Annotated in this window: 19 protein-coding genes; 15 read left to right on the forward strand and 4 right to left on the reverse strand. The window is 36.3% G+C overall.

Going from position 1 to position 24,099, the window contains the following annotated elements; translation table 11 throughout:
- The first annotated feature begins 275 nt into the window (after nucleotides 1–275).
- From yaaA to EKM79_RS10365, 11 genes are all read left to right on the forward strand, one after another.
- Complete coding sequence (gene yaaA, locus EKM79_RS10315; RefSeq protein ID WP_125568490.1) at nucleotides 276–485, forward strand: S4 domain-containing protein YaaA; 210 nt, start codon at nucleotides 276–278, stop codon at nucleotides 483–485.
- Complete coding sequence (gene recF, locus EKM79_RS10320) at nucleotides 486–1,607, forward strand: DNA replication/repair protein RecF (RefSeq protein WP_125568492.1); 1,122 nt, start codon at nucleotides 486–488, stop codon at nucleotides 1,605–1,607.
- A complete protein-coding gene (gene gyrB / locus EKM79_RS10325; protein ID WP_125568494.1) occupies nucleotides 1,607–3,559 on the forward strand; it encodes a DNA topoisomerase (ATP-hydrolyzing) subunit B in 1,953 nt (650 codons plus the stop codon). The genes recF and gyrB overlap by 1 nt, the downstream gene beginning before the upstream one ends.
- Before the next feature lie 11 nt (nucleotides 3,560–3,570).
- A complete protein-coding gene (gene gyrA / locus EKM79_RS10330) occupies nucleotides 3,571–6,132 on the forward strand; it encodes a DNA gyrase subunit A (RefSeq protein ID WP_125568496.1) in 2,562 nt (853 codons plus the stop codon).
- A 200-nt stretch (nucleotides 6,133–6,332) separates the two neighbouring features.
- The gene (rpsF, locus tag EKM79_RS10335; RefSeq protein ID WP_125568498.1) at nucleotides 6,333–6,623 is read left to right on the forward strand and encodes a 30S ribosomal protein S6; all 291 of its coding nucleotides are present in this window, start codon (nucleotides 6,333–6,335) and stop codon (nucleotides 6,621–6,623) included.
- 36 nt (nucleotides 6,624–6,659) lie between these two features.
- Nucleotides 6,660–7,220: a single-stranded DNA-binding protein gene (gene ssb / locus EKM79_RS10340; RefSeq protein ID WP_125568500.1), complete on the forward strand. Its 561-nt coding sequence runs from the start codon at nucleotides 6,660–6,662 to the stop codon at nucleotides 7,218–7,220.
- 19 nt (nucleotides 7,221–7,239) lie between these two features.
- A complete protein-coding gene (rpsR, locus tag EKM79_RS10345; RefSeq protein WP_057738857.1) occupies nucleotides 7,240–7,476 on the forward strand; it encodes a 30S ribosomal protein S18 in 237 nt (78 codons plus the stop codon).
- A gap of 160 nt (nucleotides 7,477–7,636) precedes the next feature.
- On the forward strand, nucleotides 7,637–9,649 hold the full coding sequence (locus tag EKM79_RS10350; protein WP_125568502.1) for a DHH family phosphoesterase: 2,013 nt from the start codon (nucleotides 7,637–7,639) through the stop codon (nucleotides 9,647–9,649).
- 14 nt (nucleotides 9,650–9,663) lie between these two features.
- Complete coding sequence (gene rplI / locus EKM79_RS10355) at nucleotides 9,664–10,119, forward strand: 50S ribosomal protein L9 (RefSeq protein ID WP_125568505.1); 456 nt, start codon at nucleotides 9,664–9,666, stop codon at nucleotides 10,117–10,119.
- Nucleotides 10,120–10,125: 6 nt separating this feature from the next.
- Complete coding sequence (dnaB, locus tag EKM79_RS10360) at nucleotides 10,126–11,505, forward strand: replicative DNA helicase (protein WP_125568507.1); 1,380 nt, start codon at nucleotides 10,126–10,128, stop codon at nucleotides 11,503–11,505.
- A 107-nt stretch (nucleotides 11,506–11,612) separates the two neighbouring features.
- Complete coding sequence (locus EKM79_RS10365) at nucleotides 11,613–12,899, forward strand: adenylosuccinate synthase (protein WP_125568509.1); 1,287 nt, start codon at nucleotides 11,613–11,615, stop codon at nucleotides 12,897–12,899.
- A 114-nt stretch (nucleotides 12,900–13,013) separates the two neighbouring features.
- Here EKM79_RS10365 and EKM79_RS10370 read toward each other — a convergent pair whose 3' ends face one another.
- Complete coding sequence (locus EKM79_RS10370) at nucleotides 13,014–13,940, reverse strand: hypothetical protein (protein ID WP_125568511.1); 927 nt, start codon at nucleotides 13,938–13,940, stop codon at nucleotides 13,014–13,016.
- 74 nt (nucleotides 13,941–14,014) lie between these two features.
- Between EKM79_RS10370 and EKM79_RS10375 the strand changes: the two genes are divergently transcribed.
- Entirely contained in the window at nucleotides 14,015–15,301 is a 1,287-nt protein-coding gene (locus EKM79_RS10375) for a synaptonemal complex protein 1 (protein ID WP_125568513.1), read from the forward strand.
- 8 nt (nucleotides 15,302–15,309) lie between these two features.
- Nucleotides 15,310–17,997, forward strand: coding sequence for a transglycosylase domain-containing protein (locus EKM79_RS10380; RefSeq protein WP_125568515.1), 2,688 nt, complete (start codon nucleotides 15,310–15,312; stop codon nucleotides 17,995–17,997).
- Nucleotides 17,998–18,041: 44 nt separating this feature from the next.
- Here EKM79_RS10380 and EKM79_RS10385 read toward each other — a convergent pair whose 3' ends face one another.
- From EKM79_RS10385 to EKM79_RS10395, 3 genes are read right to left on the reverse strand one after another with little or no spacing between them, the layout of a single operon-like run.
- Nucleotides 18,042–19,496, reverse strand: a complete 1,455-nt coding sequence (locus tag EKM79_RS10385; protein ID WP_125568517.1) for an amino acid permease — start codon at nucleotides 19,494–19,496, stop codon at nucleotides 18,042–18,044.
- A gap of 60 nt (nucleotides 19,497–19,556) precedes the next feature.
- Nucleotides 19,557–20,012 (reverse strand): threonine/serine exporter family protein, encoded by a 456-nt coding sequence (locus EKM79_RS10390; RefSeq protein WP_125568519.1) that lies wholly within the window; start codon nucleotides 20,010–20,012, stop codon nucleotides 19,557–19,559.
- Between the two features lie 12 nt (nucleotides 20,013–20,024).
- Nucleotides 20,025–20,786, reverse strand: a complete 762-nt coding sequence (locus EKM79_RS10395; RefSeq protein WP_125568521.1) for a threonine/serine exporter family protein — start codon at nucleotides 20,784–20,786, stop codon at nucleotides 20,025–20,027.
- 245 nt (nucleotides 20,787–21,031) lie between these two features.
- On the opposite strand from EKM79_RS10395, the gene EKM79_RS10400 reads away from it, so the two are divergent.
- The gene (locus EKM79_RS10400; RefSeq protein ID WP_125568523.1) at nucleotides 21,032–22,252 is read left to right on the forward strand and encodes an LCP family glycopolymer transferase; all 1,221 of its coding nucleotides are present in this window, start codon (nucleotides 21,032–21,034) and stop codon (nucleotides 22,250–22,252) included.
- 84 nt (nucleotides 22,253–22,336) lie between these two features.
- Nucleotides 22,337–23,878 carry an ABC-F family ATP-binding cassette domain-containing protein gene (locus tag EKM79_RS10405; RefSeq protein ID WP_125568525.1) on the forward strand — a complete coding sequence of 514 codons (1,542 nt, stop codon included), beginning with the start codon at nucleotides 22,337–22,339 and terminating at the stop codon, nucleotides 23,876–23,878.
- Nucleotides 23,879–24,099 lie beyond the last annotated feature (221 nt).

A 24,099-nucleotide genomic window follows, 5' to 3' on the forward strand; every position in this document is an offset into this window, starting at 1 on the left:
GGTCCTTTTTCTATCCAGAAATTTAGACAATAAAAAAACTGGTATTGGCTTTCACCAATACCAGAAAGTTTAGACCCTTTTTTTATAAGAATACGGTTTTAAGCGTTATTTTTTGCTTTAAGAGTTTTTCTAAGCTTTTTTAGTGGGTGGATACTAGTTTTACCAAAAATTGCTTAGAAGGGCTGTAAATTACGTTTAAGTTGTTTTTTAACTTAAAAACTACTATAATTATGTTATGTCTTTAATGGTACAAATCTAATAAATAGGGTGTTAATATGTCGCAAAAAATAACAATCGATACTGAATTTATAACGTTAGGGCAACTACTAAAGGATGCCGGAATAATTTCAACTGGCGGACAAGCTAAGTGGTTCTTACAAGAGAATTCGGTTAGTCTTAATGGTGAACCGGAAAACCGTCGCGGCAAGAAGTTGCGTAAAGGTGACGTAGTTGTTATCGATGATCAAAGTTTTGAAATTGAATAATTGTATATAAAAAATATTCGATTACAGGATTATCGTAACTACGAGTCTTTAGAGATTGGTTTTTCGCCGAACATTAATGTTTTTTTGGGACATAATGCCCAAGGTAAAACAAATTTATTAGAGGCTATGTATTTTTTAGCTTTGACCAGAAGCCATCGAACATCAAATGACAAAGATTTAATTAGATGGGGCAGTGATTTTGCCAGAATCTCTGGTATGGTCATCAAGGATAATTCCAGCAAATTGAAATTAGACTTGGTTATCAGTAAGTCAGGAAAAAAAGCAAAACTGAATAATTTAGAACAACGTAAATTATCTAGTTATATAGGGAATTTAAACGTTGTTTTGTTTTCTCCGGAGGATTTATCGATTGTCAAAGGCAATCCAGGAATTCGCCGGAAATTTATTGATATGGAGTTTGGTCAAATATCATCACAATATTTGAAGACTGTGAGCCAGTTTAGACAAGTCTTAAAACAGCGTAATGCATATTTGAAAAAACTTCAGCACCATCAAACTAAAGATTTGGTTTATCTGGAGGTTTTATCTGATCAACTTTCAGCATATTGCGCTGAGGTTGTGAAAACACGTCTTGATTTTCTGAAAAAACTACAAGTTCACATTGAAAAAATTCATGATCAAATTACTGATCATCAAGAAATTTTAAAGATTGTTTACTCGAGTTTTTATGATAGTAACGAAAAATCATTGGAAGATATTTATAATATTTATAAAAAAACTTTCAAAGATAACTATCAAAAAGAAATCCAACGTGGAGTTACTCTATTTGGGCCACATCGCGATGATATTAAATTTTTGATCAATGATAAGAATGTTCAAGATTTCGGTTCTCAAGGTCAGCAGCGCTCGGTTGCTCTGAGTTTGAAATTAGCTGAGGTCGAATTGATAAAAGAACAAGTGGGAGATTATCCAATTTTATTATTGGACGATGTTTTGTCGGAGTTAGATCAAAAGCGTCAAACTCACTTGCTTTCATCAATTGGCCGAGGCATTCAGACTTTTATTACAACAACGTCACTGGAAGATGTCGACTCATCGATCGTTAAGAATCCGAATATTTTAAATATTACTAATGGAAAAGTTCAACAGGAGGAAGTTTAATGGCTGAAAACAGTAAAAAAGCTGAACTAGAGAAAAAAGAAGAACTAGCCGAAGAATATGACGCTAGTCAAATCCAAGTTCTTGAAGGACTTGAAGCCGTTCGTAAAAGACCGGGTATGTATATTGGTTCTACTAGTAAGCAAGGTTTACACCATCTAGTTTGGGAAATCATCGATAATGGTATTGATGAAGCTTTAGCTGGATTTGCGACAAAAATTGATGTAACTGTCGAACCTGACAATTCAATTACTGTCTTCGATGATGGTCGTGGTATCCCTATTGATATCCAAAAGAAAACTGGTAAGCCAGCTCTTGAAACTGTCTATACTATCTTGCATGCCGGTGGTAAATTCGGCGGTGGCGGATATAAAGTTTCAGGTGGACTTCACGGTGTTGGTGCTTCCGTAGTTAACGCCTTAAGTAGTGAATTAGATGTTGTTGTTACTCGTGGCGGTAAAAAATATGGAATCGACTTCGCAAAGGGAAAGGTAAAGGACCCAATGCACGTTGTTGGGGATGCGCCGGAATTCGATCACGGTACTCGTGTTCATTTCGTTCCAGATCCTGATATTTTCACTGAGACGACCGTCTATGATGACAAAGTTTTAACAACTAGAATCAGAGAATTAGCTTTCTTAAATAAAGGATTGAAATTAACTTTTACTGACAAACGTTCAGATACAGCTGAAAAATTAGTCTTCCACTATGAAGGTGGTATTAAGAGTTACGTTGAATTCATGGATAAGGATAAGGAAGTTGTCTTTGACGAACCTATTTATCTTGAAGGTGTTCAAGATGGAATTACCGTTGAAGTTGCTTTGCAATATACTGATGAATTCCACACAAATTTGATGACTTTCGCTAACAATATTCATACCTACGAAGGTGGTACTCACGAGGTCGGTTTCAAGACTGCTTTGACTCGTGTCATCAATGATTATGCTCATAAGAATAAGCTATTGAAGGAAAATGAGAAGTTATCTGGTGAGGATGTTCGTGAAGGTATGACCGCAGTTGTCAGCGTTAAACATCCAGATCCACAATTTGAAGGTCAGACTAAGACAAAACTTGGTAATTCAGACGCTAGAACAATCACTGATAGATTATTTAGCGAGCATTTCATGAAGTTCATGATGGAGAACCCAAGTATTGCTAAGAAGATCGTTGATAAGGGTAGTTTAGCTACTAAAGCTCGTATGGCTGCTAAGCGTGCTCGTGAAGTAACCAGAAAACAAAATGGTCTTGAAATCAGTAACTTACCTGGTAAGTTGGCTGATAATGCAAGTAAAGATCCAGAAATTTCTGAGCTATTTATCGTCGAGGGTGATTCAGCCGGTGGTTCTGCTAAAACAGGTCGTTCACGTTTAACTCAAGCCATTCTACCTATTAGAGGTAAGATTTTGAACGTTGAGAAAGCTTCAATGGACAAGATCCTGGCTAATGAAGAAATCAGAACTTTATTTACAGCTATGGGAACAGGCTTTGGAGAAGATTTTGATATTTCTAAAGCTCGTTACCATAAGGTAATCATCATGACCGATGCCGATGTCGATGGTGCTCATATTAGAACACTACTTTTGACATTACTATATAGATACATGCGTCCAATTGTTGATGCAGGCTATGTATATATCGCTAAGCCACCTTTGTATCAAGTACGTCAAGGTAAGATGATGAAGTACTTTGATACTGATAAAGAAAAAGATGAGTTTGTATCACAATTATCACCAAAACCAGAACCAAAGATTCAACGTTACAAGGGTCTTGGTGAAATGGATGCTGACCAATTGTGGGAAACAACTATGGACCCAGATAAGAGAAGATTAGACCGTGTTAATCTCGATGATGCTATTGAGGCCAACAAGATTTTTTCAATGCTTATGGGTGACAAGGTTGAGCCTAGAAGAGAATTTATTGAAGATAATGCACGTTATGCTGAAGTTGACTATTAGGGGGTTGCAAATTGGACGATAGAAGAATAGCAAATGTTAATTTGACGGAAGTAATGAAAAAGTCTTTCGTCGATTACGCTGCCAGTGTTATCGTATCTCGTGCGCTTCCAGATGTACGTGATGGATTGAAACCAGTTCACCGCCGTATTTTGTACGGTATGAATGAACTGGGCGTTACACCTGACAAGCCTTATAAGAAGAGTGCCCGTTTCGTTGGTGATATTATGGGTAAATATCACCCCCATGGGGATTCTGCTATTTATGAATCAATGGTAAGAATGGCGCAGGACTTTAGTTACCGCTACCCACTAGTTGATGGACATGGTAACTTTGGTTCTATCGATGGTGATCCACCTGCTGCTATGCGTTATACCGAAGCACGTATGAGCAAAATGGCAGTTGAAATGTTGCGTGATATCAACAAAGATACTGTTGATCTTGTTCCTAATTATGATGGTGAAGAAAAAGAACCAATGGTTTTACCAGCCAGATTCCCTAACCTTTTGGTTAATGGTGCAACTGGTATTGCTGTTGGTATGACAACAAATATTCCATCACATAACTTAAAAGAAGTTATTGATGCATTGCATATATTAATGCGTAACAAAGATGCTACGATTGCTGATTTGATGAAAGTTATTCCGGGCCCTGACTTCCCAACTGGTGGTATCATCATGGGTCGTTCTGGAATCAGAAAGGCCTATGAAAGTGGTAAGGGTACGATTATTCTTCGTGCTAAAGTGGACGTTGTAACTAAGAAGAGTGGTGCTGAACAAATCATCGTTACAGAACTTCCATATATGGTTAACAAGGCCAATTTAGTAGAACGTATCGCTGAACTTGCTCGTGATAAGAAGCTTGAAGGTATTACTGACTTAAACGATGAATCAGATCGTGAAGGTATGCGTATCGTAATCGATATTCGTCGTGATATGAGTGCCTCAGTTGTCTTGAATAACTTGTACAAGTTGACACAACTTCAAATATCATATGGTATTAATATGGTTGCAATCGTTGATAAGACACCTCGTGTCTTGTCATTGAAGGAAGTCTTGTCGTACTACTTGAAGCATCAAGAAGTCGTTATTAGACGTAGAACAGAATATGAATTACGTCGTGCTCAAGCTAGAGCTCATATTCTTGAAGGATTGAGAATTGCGCTTGATCACATTGATGAAATCATCAAAGTTATTCGTGGTTCACAGACTTCAAGTATTGCTAAGCAAACTTTGATGGATCGTTTTGAACTATCTGATAAACAATCACAAGCTATCTTGGATATGCGTTTGGTTCGTTTGACAGGTTTGGAACGTGAAAAGGTTGAAGCTGAGTATCAAGATTTGTTAGTTAAGATTGCGGATTACAAGGATATTTTAGCTAATTCAGAACGTGTTGATAAAATCATTTATGATGAATTACTTGAAATTCAAGAAAAATTCGGTGATGCAAGAAGAACTGAAATTCGTGCTAGTGAAGTTGCTAATATCGAAGATGAAGATCTTATTGAAGAAGAGAATATTTTGATTGTTCTAACTCATAAGGGATACATCAAGCGCTTGTCTATGGATGAATTCCGTGTTCAAAATCGTGGTGGACGTGGTGTTCAAGGTATGGGTGTTCATGATGATGACTTCATTGAGCACATGATCTATACATCAACACATGATCGTCTATTATTCTTTACTAATACTGGTAAAGTCTACAGAACTAAAGGTTACGAAGTTCCCGAATATGGACGTACAGCCAAGGGTATTCCAGTAATTAACTTATTGAATATCGAAAAAGGTGAAACGATTCAAACAGTTATTAACGTTGATCGTGATGTCGACCGTGAGAATTCATACTTGTTCTTTGTAACTAAATACGGAACTGTTAAACGTACACCGGTTACGGATTTTGCTAATATCAGACATTCAGGATTACGTTCAATTACCCTTAAAGATGGGGATGAACTGGACAATGTCTTCCTAACTGATGGTGATAAAGTTATCTTTATCGGAACACATAAGGGTTACGCTGTAACCTTTAGAGAGAGCGATGTTCGTCCAATGGGACGTACTGCTGCTGGTGTTCGTGGTATCAAACTGCGTGATGAAGATTATGTAGTTGGATCCTCAATTGTTGAAGCTGGCGAGGAAGTTCTAACTATCTCTGAAAAGGGTTATGGTAAGAGAACTTCTGTCGAAGAGTACCCAATTAAGGGACGTGGCGGTAAAGGTATCAAGACTGCTAATGTTACTGAGAAGAATGGTCCAATCGCTGGTGTTACAGCTGTTAATGGTGATGAAGATATCATGTTGATCACCGACAAGGGTGTCATGATCAGATTTAGTGTTGATACTGTATCACAGACTGGACGTGCTACACTGGGTGTTAGATTGATCAAGGTAGATGATGATTCAATTGTTTCAACTATGGCTAAGATAGAAGAAGCAGATGAAGACGAAGATTCTGCTACTGATGATCAAGAACAAACTTCAGATAACAATGAATCAAATGAAAGTAATGATGCTTCAGATCAAACTGAAGTAGATTCAGATAACAAAGATTCAAATGACGATTCAGAAGAATAAAAAATAATTAACGTTTCTGCGTAATTTGATTATGTATCATTCAGGATACATGTCAGGCAGAAACGTTTTTTATTGAAAATTATTATGGCATTCACTGAAAATCTATGATAGAATCTATCATTGTGAGTATAAAATGTAGTTAATTTATGCTCCTTGTTCTTTCAGTAGAACCATTAGACCATAAGGAGGTGCAGTTATTTATGACACATTACGAAATTACATATATCATCAAACCTGATATTGAAGAAGACGCTAAGAAGACACTTATCGATCGTTACGACAAGATCCTTAAAGACAATGGCGCATCCGTAATCGACTCAAAAGACTGGGAAAAGAAACGTTTAGCATATGAAATTGCTAATTATAAAGAAGGTATTTACCATATCATTAACGTAAATGCTGAAGATGATGCAGCTATCAACGAATTCGACCGTCTATCAAAGATCGATGACAACATGCTACGTCACATGATCATCAAACGTGAAGACTAATTTGTTTCACGTGAAACATTTAAAGGAGGCAGACATATGATTAATCGAGTTGTACTAGTTGGACGCCTGACACGTGATCCTGAGCTTAGGTACACTGGTAGTGGAGCTGCCGTTGCCAGTTTTACAGTTGCTGTAAACAGACAATTCACAAACGCTCAAGGCGAACGTGAAGCTGATTTTATTAACTGTGTTATCTGGAGAAAGGCTGCTGAGAATTTCAATAATTTCACTAATAAAGGTTCACTTGTTGGTATTGATGGACGTCTTCAAAGTCGTTCATATGAAAATCAACAAGGTCAAAGAGTCTATGTAACAGAAGTTGTCGTAGATAACTTCTCATTACTAGAGTCTAAAGCCGAAAGTGAAAAGAGAAATGCTAATTCATCAAACAATAACTTTGGTGGAAACAGCAACAACAGTAATCCAAATCAAGCTCCATACAATAATCAACAAAGTCAATCAAATCAGTCTCCATTTGGAAACAATAATAACAATAATCAATCTAACAATAACAGTAACAACTCAAATAATATGAACGATCCATTTGCTGACAACAGTAAACCTATCGACATATCAGATGACGACTTACCATTCTAATATAGAAGGGATGACTAAAATGGCACAACAAAGACGTGGCGGACGTAGAAGACGTAAAGTTGACTTCATCGCAGCTAACCATATCGAATATATCGATTATAAAGATACAGATCTACTTAAGAGATTTATCTCAGAACGTGGTAAGATTTTGCCAAGACGTGTTACAGGCACAAGTGCAAAGAACCAAAGAAAGCTTACAATCGCTATCAAGCGTGCAAGAATTATGGCTCTATTACCATTCGTTGCAGAAGACTAATTTTGAAAATTCAAGTCGGGACATATGTCCGGGCTTTTTTTTTACTTAAAATTTGCTCATTTACTAGTGATTGATCACTATTACGGAGTGGATTTATTTTATTCTAAAAATAGGTGTCGGCTGTGATAAAATTAAGGGGTATATCTAAGAGGGGACTAATATGAAAAAGATAAAATCTAATCTACGTTTCTTCCTTTCTCGAGTTGATTACTCAACACAATTAACTGCAATTTCGTTGATTGTCATGTTGATATCAATTTTTATAGTTGGCTTGGTTCACGGATCCATTAGTGGTTATATCCAAGCTCTATTAGTTGTAATTGCATTTGTACTTTTTATATACTTGTTTTTGCTTTTAGGAGAAAAGGCCGGCAAGTATACTAATAATTTGCAATATCGAATTGATCGAGGAACGGATAATAGCTTTGTTGAGTATCCGTTGGGAATTTTGCTCTATGATGATGACAAACAGGTTCAATGGGTCAATCCATATTTTGTCGAAAAGACAGGAATTGATTCAGTGTACAGTATGAATATCTCTGATATTTCATCCGAGTTAGCATCGTTCGTTGATGACGATGAGGATGAAGAAAATCACGGTAAGCATAAAACAATTCAGATTGGAAGTAAGTATTATTTAGTACAAGTCCAAACTGAATTAAAAGTCATTTATTTCATGGACATTACTCACTACTCAAAAGTTGAGAAACGTTATGAAAAGAATCGTTCAGTGATTGGTCAAGTTTATTTGGATAACTACGCTGAAATCACACAGTCAATGAGTGATCGAGATATTTCTAATTTGGATAATTATATAACCAATGAATTATCCAACTGGGCATCTCGAGAACAAATGTTTTTGAAACGAATTGATGATGATCATTTCTTCATTGTTGCCTATACAGGTAAAATTTTTAAGATGGAAGAAAATGGTTTCAAAATTTTAGATGCAATTCGTGAATATACATCGCAACAAAATGTTCCGCTGACATTAAGTATGGGATTCTCATATGGAGTGGACGATTTGAATACTCTTAATGATGAAGCTCAAAAAAATCTTAATTTGGCTCTTGGTCGCGGTGGTGATCAAGTCGTTGTTAAGGAGATTGGTAAAAAAGCTAGATTTTACGGTGGAAATACTGATCCAATGGAGAAACGAACACGTGTTCGAGCTAGGATGATCAGTGAAGCTCTTCAAGAATTATTAAAGGACAGCAATCAAGTTATTGTAATGGGACATTCACATCCTGATATGGATGTGGTTGGTTCTTCATTAGGTATCAGAAGAATCGCCTTGATGAATAATACGCCATGTAAAGTTGTCATTGATCCGAAGACAATCCATACTGATGTCAGTCGTTTGTTACAACTGATCAATAAAGATCCAGATATAAAGAATGATATTGTTACACCTGAGGAATCTATGAATATTAGGACATCTAATACATTGATCGTCATGGTTGATCATTCTAAACAAAGTATTTCAATCAATCCGAAGTTATTTAATCAATCTAATGAAAAGGTCGTTGTGATCGACCACCACAGACGTGGCGAGGAATTCCCAGAGAATCCAATGTTGATTTACATTGAGCCGTATGCATCATCAACTAGTGAATTGATTACAGAAATGCTTGAATACCAACCTAAAAACAAGAAATCAGTTGAAAAGATTGAGGCTACAGCCTTGTTAGCTGGTATTGCAGTGGATACTAAGTCGTTCTCATTAAGAACCGGAACAAGAACTTTCGATGCAGCTAGTTACTTGCGTTCAGTTGGTGCTGATGAAGCTTTGATTCAAAACCTATTAAAAGAAAATATTGATTCATTTATTCAAAGAAATCATCTTATCGAAACTATCACAATGGTAGGCGGACAATTGGCAGTTTGTTTCGGTGAAAATGATCGATCTTACGATCCAGTCATTGTTGCTCAGGCAGCTGACACATTGTTATCATTGAATAATGTTGAAGCGTCATTTGTTATCAGTAAACGTCCTGATGGACGTGTTGGTATTTCTGCAAGAAGTTTAGGAAAAGTCAACGTTCAAGTGATCATGGAAAAATTGGGTGGAGGCGGACATCTGACAGATGCGGCTACACAAATCGCTGATGTAACAGTAGAGGAAGCCAAAGACCAATTAATTGATGTTTTATCGGACAGTAGTAAAAAGTAGGAGGAGTTTTTATTATGAAAGTTATCTTTACTCAAGATGTTAGAGGAAAAGGAAAAAAGGGCGAAGTCAAAGAGGTTGCTTCAGGTTATGCCCAAAACTTTTTAATCAAGAATAACAAGGCTATTGAAGCAACAAAGGCAAATATGGCAAAGTTAAAGGCAGAACGAAATCGTGAAGAAAAAGATTACGAAGCTGAATTAGCTGAAGCTAAAAGTTTAAAGAATGAAATCGAAAAAGACAGTACTGTAGTTGAGATTCCAGCTAAGGCTGGTACTGACGGAAGATTATTTGGTTCAGTAACAACTAAGAAGATTTCAGAAGAGCTCGACAAGCAGTACGGTTTAAAGGTCGACAAGCACAAAATGGTGCTCTCTGAAGGAGCTAAAGCACTTGGATACGTAAATGTACCCGCAAAGGTTTTTGATGGTGTAGAAGCTACTATAAGAGTTCATATTGTTGAAAAGAGCTAGGAATAAATGAATAATGATATAACTTCAAGAATACCGCCCAATGACAAGGATGCTGAGCAAGCCGTCTTAGGAGCGGTATTTCTTAGTCAAGACGCATTAGTTGAAGCAATGGAGTACGTTGAGGCTGAAGATTTCTATCAACATGCCAATCAATTAGTATTCCAAGCTATGGTCAATTTGAATGATCGTGAAGAACCAGTCGATGTCGTGACGGTTCAAAATGAATTAGATAAGATGAATCAGATTGAAGATATTGGTGGTGTCAGCTATTTAGCAGATCTTGCTAATGCTGTACCTACAGCTGCCAATACGGCTTATTATGCCAAAATCGTTAAAAATAAGTCAGTTTTGAGAAGACTGATCAACGCTGCAACTAACATTGTTGGTCGTAGTTTTGATGAGGATGAAGATCTTGATACTATTATTGATCAATCAGAACGTGACATTATGGATGTATCTGAGAATCGTAATCATAAAGGGTTTAGAAAGATTTCTGATGTTGTTAAATCTTCATTTGAAGAAATCGACCGACTTTATGATCAAGATTCAGATGTTACTGGGTTATCAACTGGTTATAAAGATCTTGATGCATTAACAACTGGTCTTCATAAGGATGAATTAGTCATTCTAGCAGCTAGACCTGGTATGGGTAAGACTGCGTTTGCCTTGAATTTGGCGCAAAATGCAGCAACTAAAGATCAGGCAACAGTCGCTATTTTCTCTCTAGAAATGGGTGCGGAACAATTAGTTAATCGTATGCTTTGTTCAGAGGGGAGTATCGATGCAAATTCGCTTAGAACTGGACAATTAGATGAAAATCAATGGAATAGTTTGGTTGTAGCGATGGGAAGTTTATCCAGAACTAATGTCTATATTGACGATACACCTGGTTCAAAAATGGCTGAAATTAGATCTAAATGTCGTCGGCTTTTGAAAGAATCCGGCAAGTTAGATTTGGTCATAATCGATTATTTACAATTGATCGAAGGTACCGGACAAGAGAATAGACAACAAGAAGTATCTGTTATCTCACGTAATCTGAAAAAATTAGCAAAAGAATTACATGTGCCAGTAATCGCGCTATCGCAGCTTTCTCGTGGTGTTGAAGCTCGTCAGGATAAGCGACCTATGTTGTCAGATATCCGTGAATCTGGTTCAATTGAACAGGACGCAGATATTGTTGCCTTCTTATATCGTGATGATTATTATCGAGATGAAGATGGCGATGATAATGATAGTGAACCTGAAAATCAAGAAGACCAAGATGTCGGTGAAGTTGAAGTTATCGTCGGAAAAAATCGTTCTGGTCCTCGTGGAACAGCTAAGCTATTGTTCGTGAAATCTTATAATAAGTTTTCTTCTATTGCTAATATTCCTGAAAATTAGTGAGCTGAGGGAGCTGTCTTTCGTAAGCGCGTTTCAGAATAGACATAGAAAATATAAGATAAACGAATCAAGATCCCAAAATATAAAGTGCAAGAGGAGAATTGGATATGACAACAGTCGTTGTAGTAGGAACTCAATGGGGTGACGAAGGTAAAGGTAAAATTACTGATTACTTTAGTGGAGAAGCAAATATTATTGCTAGATATCAAGGTGGCGATAATGCTGGACACACATTGAATATCGACGGTAATGTTTATAAGTTGAGATCAGTACCATCAGGTATTTTATATTCAGATAAAACTAGTGTAATTGGTAACGGTGTGGTTTTGAATCTTGAATCTCTAGCAGAAGAGTTACAACGCCTACATGATCAAGGAGTTGATACAACTAACTTGAAGATTTCAAACCGTGCACAATTGATCCTTCCTTATCATATTCAATTAGATAAGTGTCAAGAACAGGCCAGAGGTAATTCTAAGGTTGGTACTACTAATCGTGGTATCGGACCTGCTTACATGGACAAGGCCGCTCGTGTAGGTATCAGAATGGCTGATGTTTTAGACAAAGATATTTTTAAAGCAGAATTAACAGAGAATCTTAAACAAAAAAATGAATTATTTACTAAGGTCTATGGTGCAGAACCAATGGACTTTGATGCAATCTATAACAAGTTTTATGAAATCGGTCAAAGCTTGAAGGATCGTGTAATTGATACTTCAGCTTACTTAAACCGTGAATTAAAAGCTGGTAAGAATGTACTATTTGAAGGTGCACAAGGAATCATGCTTGATATTGACCATGGTACATATCCATACGTTACTTCATCTAACCCAGCCGGTGGTGTTACTACTGGTGCTGGTATCGGTGCTCCATTGATCGATAATGTTATCGGAGTTGTTAAGGCTTATACATCACGTGTTGGTGCTGGTCCATTCCCAACAGAACAAGAGAATGAAACTGGTGACTTTTTACGTGAAGCCGGTCATGAATATGGAACAGTTACACATCGTCCACGTCGCGTTGGTTGGCTAGATACAGTTGTATTGCGTCATTCAGCTAATGTTTCTGGTGTTACACATCTATCACTTAACTGTCTTGATGTTCTAACAGGTTTGAAGGAAATCAAAGTATGTACAGGTTATGACTTGAACGGTAAGATCATCGATGAATATCCAGCAAACTTGAATATTTTGGCTCAATGCAAGCCAGTTTATAAGACATTTGATGGTTGGGACGACGATATTACTCAAGCCAAGAGTCTTAATGAATTACCAAAACAAGCTCAAGATTACCTTGAGTTTTTGAAGAACGAATTAGGTGTTGAGTACGCTACAGTATCAGTTGGACCTGATCGTGAACAAACAATTGAAGTAAATGATGTTTGGAATAAATAGATCGTGTCAATATTCGTAGTAAGCGCAGAGGTTTGCCTTTTGTAAACGCGTTTTAGAACCACAAAAAGGGAGTTAGAACTACTGACAAAGTAGTCCTAACTCCTTTTTCATACTCTAGTTTTTAGTATCAGTAGAAATAATTCCACGTTGAAACTTAACAAATTTATTGCTATTACGATTGAACGTTAAAGTATAGTAATAGCTAGTATCTTTAGTTCGTTGTTTCAAATAGACTCGCGAATAGCGTGGTACGTCAGATAATTGATAGCCGACAATACCGAAGTTAGTAACTCGAGAATTTGAGTTTCTAGCTAAGTTATAGAGACCATTGTTACTATCATCAGGATTCAATCCGAGGTTAATCGATAGTTGATTAAAATCACCAGGATCAGTTGCATTGGTCATAGTTAAATTTGAATTAATAATAGTAGTTTTAACTCGTTCCATAAATGATTTAGCTTGATCGATTCCCGAGTTTCCTAATGTTGTATCCTCAATGACAAACTTAGGTGGAAATTTGTTAGTTTTGGTATTCAGATATTTAGCTGAGGTTATATTATCCTCTTTGTAATAGAGACGATACCGATAACTGACAATATTTTTAGTATCATCATATCGATTACAGCTAACAGTAATGAAATTTCCGTGATTGTCACGACCAAAGTTCAGTAAGGTTATACCATAAATATAACGATGTGGTTCTTTATGAACCTTATTGAGAAGTTCCTTCTCTTGGTCATTAGATAAGAAGTCTAGCTGTTTAGTATTTTGATAATTATCATTAATTGTAGAAACCAGACTAATAGCCTTTAGTTTGGTTTTTTCCATGTCTCCAGTTTTTAGTGATATCGACTTAGGTGCAATGCCTTCATCTATATTATTAGGGTTAACTATTAGAGAGAAAGGAATAGACATACTGGATATTTTATCGACGGTTTTATTCTTGATGTTATAGATATTAAATCCATAGGCAATGCTGATGAGAATAACTAGTCCTAGTAAAACTAACCATTTGATATATTTTTTGTTTAATTTTTTCAAATTATTCACCCTTTGTAAGTGTGTTACCTTAATATATATAATATACAAAAAGATGTGCATATTTGGAGAAAATAATGAAAGATAAGAAAGATTTAAGGGGTAGCAAAGATTATATGTTGATCGGTGCTGCGGCTGTTGGTATTATTACGGCCGTGATATTCTTTATCATGCTTTCACGTGGGGTTGTCAACGCTGTTGTTACGTCAAAAATATCTAGTCAGTATCAGGATAAAGAACTAGAAGTTTTGAAAACAGATCTTGATTACCACTCACTGAATACAATTGGTAAGCTGATTGACGTTTCTGATGGATATGTAGTCTCATCTGATAATGTTAAGAAGTACAATCAGTTGGAAGCATATGTTAATGCTAGAAAGCAACGCTCAGCAGATATTTCTAAGCTATATGATGGTAAGGAAGATTATCAAGATGATGTTACTAAGGATAAGATTGATAATCTTGATAAAAAACTCTTAAATGAAAAGAATCAAGATGTTTATCAAAAGTTGCGTAATAAACTAGATACAATTCAAATTTGGTATGAACAGACTCAAGATGCTGACAAATACATTTCTAAAGTTTGGGATGCATTTAATGAAGATAATGCTAGCTTGAGTTTTAAGAAAGTTTCGATGTCTAATACATATTACAAATTAATAAAAAATAAGGCTGTAAAAAAGCAATGGTCTGAAGCCGTATCTAAGATGAGGGATTATTATGCCAGTCATCAAGGTGAGAGTACACAAGTTGCGGCGGCTAAGCAAGAATTAGAAGAGTTACGTAATTCACCATTAACTGAGAAATATACACCAGCCCAAGTTGATATTGTATCTAGTCTTGATTTTTCAAGCGATGCTGAAGATGCATTGACCGCTGCTGGATTAACTGGCAAGTATGTTTTGTACTATGATTCTAACTCTAATAATTTGGCATTGATGACCAAAATTAGTGGTAAGTATGTAGCTCAAGATGGTTATATTAGCGTTTCGAATTCACAAGTAAGTAAGGGTAAGTATACGATTAAACGTATAGTTTCAGCTGGATCCTCAGATGCCATAATAACTGATAGTAGTAATAGCAGTTTTGGACAATATGTATCCAGCGCATCATCGGATGATTTGAGCAATTTGGGTGTAACTAATGCTGATAATACGACAGCAGATTTTAATTCAGCTACACCAGTCTTCTGGTTTAAGAACAACAGTGCTTTAACTAGTTCAATATACTTTGGCAGTGGTAGTACTATTGGATTCATCTATGCCGGAGGATCTAGTTACAATAATGGTATGCAAATTAGTTCATCAGACCTATCAAGTCTTAAGTCTGAAGTTTCATCAGGTATTACATTCTATGTTAATTAGAGGTCATTATGAGAGAAACAAATCTTAAAAGGAAACATGTTAAACGACATAGAAAATGGCCATGGATAGTCTTGGCTATTGTCACCTTGATCGTAGTTGGAATTGGATTGTTCTGGGTAAAATATGGTTATGACATTAAAAATAACATTGCCGATGGTTATTCATATAGCCAAGGTCTTACAAAGGGTGACTTTAAGCCAAAAAACAGTACCGTTATATATGATCGTAACGGTGACGTGATCAAAAAGTTATCTCAATCTAGTTCCGATTATACACCGATAAATGAAATTAATCCTAAAATAACAAAAGGGTTGGTAAAGGTGGAGGACCAACATTTTTACATTCATCATGGAGTTGATCCATACGCCATACTTCGTTCATTAGGTGCTAAGATTATACATCGTAGGACTGAAGGTGGTTCGACACTAACACAACAACTAGTTAAGAACGTTGTTTTAAAAGATCAGTCACAAACGATGAATCGTAAATTAAAAGAAATGGTCATTGCACAACAATTAGAGAAAAAATTTACCAAGAAGCAAATCTTGGAATTCTATATCAATGATGTCTATATGGGTCACGGTTCTTATGGTTTCAGCTCAGCTGCTAATTATTATTTTTCGCAGGATCAAAATGATTTATCAATTGATAAAATAGCCATGCTAGTCGGCATCCCTAATAATCCAGTTTATTACGATCCGGTCAACTATCCGCAACGGTCTTTGTTGCGCCGTAATCTGGTTTTATCCATATTTTATAAGAACAGTGTGATCAGTAAGAGCACTTATCATAACGCTCGTAAACGTCCACTGGGGATTAAAGTAAATGAACATAAGTATGATAATGATGTTTCTAATAATTATGCGTTGAGTTATGCGGTTTATAGTGCGACTGAGGAATTAATGAAGTCTTCAGGATTTACATTGAGATATAAATTTGATACTGATGCTCAAAGAAAACAATATAATACTGAGTATCAGCAAGCTTACGAACGTGCTCATGGTGAATTGATGGATGGTGGATACAGTATCCATACTTCAATCGATATGGGAATCCAAAATCAAATCGAAGATATTGTCAAAAAACAATATGCTTCTTATACAGGACGCGATGTTCATGGGAAGTTAGCACCGCAAGTGTCTAGTACGATAATTGATAATAAAACTGGAGATGTTATTGCAATTATTGGTGGACGTACAACTGATGGTGATCAAGTTAACCGTGCTATTATGGGTTATCGTCAGCCGGGTTCAACTGCTAAGCCATTAGCGGCATACGCACCTGCTTTTGAACGTGGATATTTACCACAAAGTACCGTAATAGATTCGGCAGTTAAATCAGATTCCGGTCATAATATTACGAACTGGTATGATGGCTACACTGGAAGAACGACGGTTAGACATGCCTTGGAGAATTCTATTAATACCGTCGCCTTTAAGCTGGCTTCTGAAGACACAGAGCACAGTTACTATGATGACTTGACTAAGATGGAGTTTGCTAGACTAACTCCACAAGATAATAATCCTATTACGGCTATTGGTGGATTTACTTATGGTGTTACAACGACTGAGATGGCCTCAGGATATAGTGCCTTTGCACGTAATGGTCAGTTTATTCACCCAAGTAATTTGAACAGTATCTATGACACTTCACATGAGCGTTATATTTATCAAAATACCCATTTGAAGAAAAAAATATATACAGCAGACGCAAGTTATATGACTCTTAACGTCATGCAGTCAGTAATAACTGACGGTTCTGGTAAAGCTGCAGCATTAGACAATTATAGTCATACAGCTGGTAAGACTGGTACAACTGATAATACTAAAGATTCTTATTTTGTTGGTATGACAAAGGGCTTTACGATTGCTAACTGGACTGGTAATGATGTATCTTCAACCCTTACAGGTGCCGAACAATCATTGCCAATGTTGACTTTTAAAGCTGAAGGTGAGTATTTAGTAGATCATTTGAAGGAAAAGAATACTGACTTTAAGAAGCCAAGCACTGTTAAAGTTAGTGGGCAAGATATAACAGTAGTTAAGAGTAATAAGAAACCAAGTATTCAAGATGTCATTGATACTAACTTTGAGAAGTTCAATAAGAATCAGGAATCAAAGAATAACAAACGTTTATACAATATGGATTACAGAATTATTTATCACTTAACTAAAAAAGAAGAATTTAGTCGAGAGCACAAGGTTCAAAAGGCGATTGATAAGTACAATGAATCACCAATCAGAAAGCAATCACAGTATGATAAGAAACTGGATCAAATTCAAAAGATTCGTTATTTGAATGCTAATGTTAAACGTCAAAGTGCCAAGATTAAATTCAATAGTCAGATCTTACAGTTACAAAAAGATCTCAATATGAGTCAAGCGATGTTCCAATCTGAAAAGGATAACAAGAAGATTGCTAGTTACGATGCTCAAAAAGAAGATCTAGAAGAGCAACGTGAGAAGGAACGTAAGGATAAAGTATCTAAATTACAGACACAATATGATGCACAGCTGCAAAAGGTTAAAGATGCTTATAAGAACAATGACTCTGATAAGGAAGATCAAAAGCAAAAGTTGATCGATATTATGAATGAAATCAGAAGTTATGGTGGTAGTGCACCCGATTTGAAGTTGAATATTGATTCAAACTCAAGTTCAAGTAGTTCTAGCGGTTCATCTAGTTCTAACAATTGAGTGGCACAAAAAAGACGACCTCATTTGAAGGTCGTCTTTGCGTTTTAAGCGTTAATTTCTGGACCATTAGTCCGTTTAGCAATAGCAGGTAAGATCAATCCTAATAATATGAAGATAATAGGAGTAATAATATTAAGTACTAATTGGAACCACCATGAACTTGGATCTTGCGCCATGTTCATTTTTGGAACCATACCCATGATGCAGGCAAATGCTGTTAGGAAGAATGTCCATAGACCGAATCCAAAGCCTACGTATTTATTCTTAACAAACATATAGTCTGACTTGTATTTTTCTAATTGCATTGTCAAAAGCATGTATGCGAGGAATACCCATAAGTAACGCATAGGCATAACGATTGAATTCAAGTTAAGCATCCAGTTGTATAAGTCATTCATTCCATTGATACCAAGAGCAGGAACAATGATTAAGATTGAAACTAAGGCAGCTGTCATGTAGTAGCCGTTAATAGCAATTCCCTTCTTGTTCTTTTTACTCAAGGATTTAGGGATGTACTTAGTATCAGCATCGTCTAACAGCATACGTAGTGGTGCATCAATTGAAATTGCTAGAGCAGCGGCTGAAGCTAAAGTATTCGTGATAGCGAATGCCCAAACGAATAAGTTACCAACGTGGAAACTATTACCTAAGAATTGGAAAGCCTGATAAGCACCATTAGCCATTAAATCAGCTGGAATATGGTTGGAATCAACGATCATCCCAATAGCAAATGATCCTAGAATGGCAGATACGGCAACCATTACGGCTAAGATAATCATACCCAATGGGAACTCTCTTGAAGCATTCTTAGTTTTGTTAACGTAAGGTGAAATTTTTTCACACCCACCAACAGCAAAAACTAACATCGAAATAGTCGTGAAGTACTGCATGTCGAACTTAGGTATATAAGTATGAATATCAGTCATATTCGGTGTAGCAATTTGAACGTGAGTGATAAAAGGAGCGCTGACACCTAAGATTATGAATAACATGGACATAACGAACATAGCAATTCCGGCGATACTACCGATATTGTTCAATGTTGCTGCTCCCTTGCTTGCAATCCAGACAAAGGCAAGGAAAATCACCAAACTGAGACCTTGAACTAGTAATGGAGACGCTGAGTTAACAAACGATCCATTCCCCTTGAAGAGCCAACTAAGACTGATCATGATAATTTGTGGCTTTTGAGCCAAATATGGAACGTGAACTACCCAATAAGTCCAAGCAGCGAAGTAAGCTAATTTATTATTAGATAGCATTTTTATCCATGAACTAACTCCACCACCGGAATTTTGGAAAGCTGATCCTAATTGCCCAACCATTAAAGTATATGGGACAAAGTATAAGATCATGATTAAAATCCAAGATGTTACAACAGCTAAGCCTTGATTAGCAAAGTTGTTGATAACATTATTCAATCCCCAGACAGAGGTAAACCCAATAAGGGCAATGTTCCACCATCTGAAGGTCTTTGCATTATTCTTTGTTTCTGGCATGAAAATATCCTCCTACGAAGGAAGATTATACAGTAAACAAATATCAATTGAACGCAAAATTTAACGTTTTATTTTTCGGAAATAGATAATTCCCTTTACTAAAGAAATTAGATATTGAGCAGAGAATAGTCCTACCGCCAAAAAAGAGGCTATCAAGAAAGTTGTTATTGCCTGTTCGAGTGATTCGATATATTTGTTTTGAACCATGTAAAGTATAGTTCGATAAGCATTTCCCCCTGGAACTAGATTGACCAAGCAGGGGATGTAGATGATGTTTTCCGGTAATTTGAATTTGCGCGACAAGTAATAGGTTAGAAGGCCAATTGTTAATGCTCCAACAAAATTCGCGAACAAAATATTTACATGAACCCAATTTTTTAATATCCAAAAAATCGTCCAGCTAAGGCCACCAGTAATGCCAATAATTCCAGCAGCACGATGAGGAGCATTAGTTATTAGTGAGAATCCGATTGCGGATGCACCACTTAGTAATAGATTTAATAATATTGCTACCATGTTAGTGCCTCCTTAGAATAAGATCAATGCTGTAGCGATACCGAAGCCGATACTACTGGCGACTAGTAACGCATCAAGTAATTTAACAGCTGAGCTTAACGCATGGCGCAACGCATGGCGCATGACTAATTCTCTAATAGCATTAGTTATTGCTACTCCAGGAACTAGAGGCATGATCGCACCGATTATAATACTGTGGTATTGCTCGACCAGATTTAAACGACTTAATAATATAGAAAGAAGTGCAATTACGAATCCGGAAATAAAAAGGTCTGCGTAAGGCATACTAGATAATTTGGCAAGATAGTATGATATGCCGTAGCCAATCGTGCCTACAATGAAGCAATATATAAAATAGTAAAGGGGCATTGTAAATATAAGCATAGGCGCCATTGAAACAAATCCAGCCCCGATTGCTTTAACATAGAAAGGAAAATCAGTTGTATGTTTATCAAGATAAATTTTTTCTATTTCTTCGGTAAAAGTTTTAGGACTGAGTTTTTTTTCAGCAAGTTGGCGAGACATAGTATTGATATCGTCGATCATCTGTAAATTAGTTCCGCCGAGAGTAGATTTGATAAATTTTGAATTTTGTCCATCTACCTCCACAAAAACTGCTGTAACGGTTACGTAGCAGTGGACTTCGTGCCCAAGAGATTTTCCGATTCTTTCTATTGTATCTTCGATACGATATGACTCAGCTCCGCCACTTATTAGAAGATACCCTGTTTTTAAACAAAGCTCTGATACACGTTGAGTACTAGTCTTTTTCATTGCTAGTGACCCCCTATAAACAAGGATATAAAACCAAATAATTATTGTTGTATAAAATTATACCGTCATTATATTTTTCGGGAAGTAAATTTGACAGTTTTGATTAAACTTTTATAATAGTGTCTAATGCAATTGTATACGTAATTTGATGTACGTTAATTAAATTGCGCTGTATAATTGTATTCTACCTATATATAATGAACTAAGGTAGTTTGTAATTTCGGATACACTAATTGGAGTTTAATATGGACAATAATAATAAAATGTCTAGAGAACAAAGAAAGATATCTAGAAATAGTGCCCTGTCTAGTGGCAATGGCGGAGGTAGTGGTAAACACCCCTTCTTGAAGTTGCTGGGATTGGTTCTTCTAGTAGTGTTCTTTGTTATTGGTGCTTACGGATTCAGATTGTATGCTCAAGCCCAAAATTCTCTGGGAAATACGTACAAAGCCTTAGATGGCAAGGCACCCTCAGCTAAGATCAGTAACAAGAAGCCCGTTTCTATCTTACTGTTAGGTGTTGATACAACTGATAATGGTATCAGAGATACTGAGAGAGATTATCGTGGTAATTCGGATACAATGATTGTTGTGACGGTTAACCCTAAGACAAATAAGACAGCTATGGTATCAGTTCCTCGTGATACTATGGCTCAAATTTGGAAGGGCGTTGATGACAATACTAACAAGATTGCTAAGATCAACTCCGCATATAACGTTGGAAATGAGGAGAGTGCAGTTGTTACAACTGAAAAACTCTTAAACATACCGATTGACTACTATGTCAAAGTTGATTTTAATTCATTGCAAAAAATTGTTAATGCTGTTGGTGGTGTTGACGTGGATGTACCATTCAGCTTCTCTTATGGTGATACTGGTCAAAAGGAATCGCATTTTAAGAAGGGAAAGATGCACTTGAATGGCAAGCAGGCATTGGACTACTCTCGTATGAGATATGATGATCCTGAAGGTGATTACGGTCGACAAAAGCGTCAACGTCAAGTTATCACAGCAATTATCAAGAGTGCCGCATCCGCTAAGACATTTACTCGTTATCAAAAAGTCTTAGATAGTATTTCTAATTCAATGACAACCAACTTGAGCTTTAGTGATATGCAATCAATGTTCTTGAACTATAGTGGTGCAGCTAAGAAGATTGGCTCTGATCATGTTCAAGGATATGGCTCTATGATCGATGGCTCATCTTATGAAATTGCTCCAACAAAAGAATTGCAACGAGTATCTAATAAATTGAGAAAGTCACTCGACTTATCTCAAGAAACTTTAGATAACCAAGAAACCAAATTAAACAAATATAATGAGAAGCGTGGATTCTCATTTGAGTATACGGGAACTCAAACACAAAACTACGAAACAAAAATGAGTTCTTTTACATCAGATAGTGAGGGGACAACAGAGACCGAACATCATTTTACAGGTGCCGACTCTGGACCAACCAACTATTAATAGTAGAATAAAAAAGCATGAGGGCTGAAACATGTAATTGTTTCAGCCTTTTGTTATGGTGTTAAGAGATATAAGGAGATTAATATGAGTGTTTTAGAAGTACATAACTTGACGCAACAATTTCTTGATAAGAGATTGTATGACGATGCAAGTTTACAAGTAAATAAGGAAGATCATTTAGGTATAACTGGTCAAAACGGTGTTGGTAAATCTACTTTCATTAAAATTCTGACTGGTCAAATCGAACCAGATGAAGGTAAGATCACTTGGCAGAAGCATTTAACTATTGGTTATTTGGATCAGCAAGCTAAGTTGGTTGAGGGGATGACTGTTAAGGAATATTTACAGACAGCTTTTAGTAAACTATATGAAGCTAATGACAAATTAACTGAGATTTACATGAATAATCCTAATGAAGATGATCTTGAAAAGGCTGGAAAGCTCCAAGAGATTTTGGATGCTAACGACTTCTATGAATTGGATACAAAGATTGAGCAAGTAGCGACTGGTCTAGGATTAGATGCAATTGGTTATGATCATGATGTATCAAAACTTAGTGGTGGCCAACGTTCCAAGATTATTTTGGCCAAAATTTTACTAGAGAAACCAGACATGATCTTATTAGATGAGCCAACTAATTATTTGGACACTAATCATATCGAGTGGTTGTCCGATTATTTAAATGACTTTGAAGGTGCATTCATTGTTATTTCCCATGATTACAATTTCTTAGATAAAATCGTTAATTGTGTTGCTGATATTGAATTTGGAAAAATAACCAAATATACTGGTAACTTGAAACAAGTTCAAAAGCAGAAGTCAGCAAATAAAGAGACTTACATGAAAGCATATGTTAAACAACAAGAAAAAATTGCTAAAACTAAGGCTTATATCAGAAAGTTTAAAGCCGGAAGTCGTTCAAAGAGTGCAAAGAGTCGTGAAAAACAACTAGCACATATGGATGTTCTTACACCTCCAGGGAATAAAACTATTGGTAGCTTTGGATTCCCATATGCTGAAATACCAAGTTCTAGAATGGTATTGGAAGTTAATGACTTAAAGATTGGTTATGACAAGGCCCTATTTGAGCAAAAATTGAACTTCTCAATCGTTAGTGGTGAGAAGATGGTCATTAAAGGATTCAATGGTATTGGTAAATCTACTTTGATCAAGACTTTATTAGGTAAGCTAAAACCAATAGAAGGTAACTTCGATTTTTCAGAAGTAGTTAAGATAGGGTACTTCAAACAGGATCTAATTTGGAATAACAACATGGAAACACCTTTCCAAATCGTTAGTCGAGATCACCCAGATAAGGATAGTAAGGAAGTTAGACGTGTATTAGCTAGGACTGGATTAACTAATCAACAGATCATGTCCAATATTCGTTCGCTCTCAGGTGGGGAGCAAACTAAGGTTAAATTAGCTGACTTAATGTTTGATCCAACCAACTTCTTATTTATGGACGAACCAACTAATCATTTGGATGATGAAAGTAAGGCAGCCCTTAGAAAAGGGCTTAGAAACTATGATGGATCAATGATTCTAGTCACTCACGAAGAGGATTTTTATAGTAGTGACTGGATCGATAAAGTGCTTGATATAGAAGAAGTCAAAAAAAATTAACTTTTTTTCAAAAAGTACTTGCAAAGGTATTACTTCAATAGTAATATATTACTTGTTGTTGCGACAGATGCAACGGCGACAACGACTTGAGAGCTTCCAGCTCGATAGTCATTGAAAAATTATTTTAAAAAGTTCTTGACATCATGTTTTGAACTTGATAAACTAATTAAGTCGCTTGTTAAGAAGTTCACTTCTTAACAGCTAGTAGACCTTTGAAAACT

Origin of the sequence: Companilactobacillus insicii, from assembly GCF_003946015.1 — a bacterium.
In the GTDB taxonomy this organism is placed as follows: Bacteria; Bacillota; Bacilli; order Lactobacillales; family Lactobacillaceae; genus Companilactobacillus; species Companilactobacillus insicii.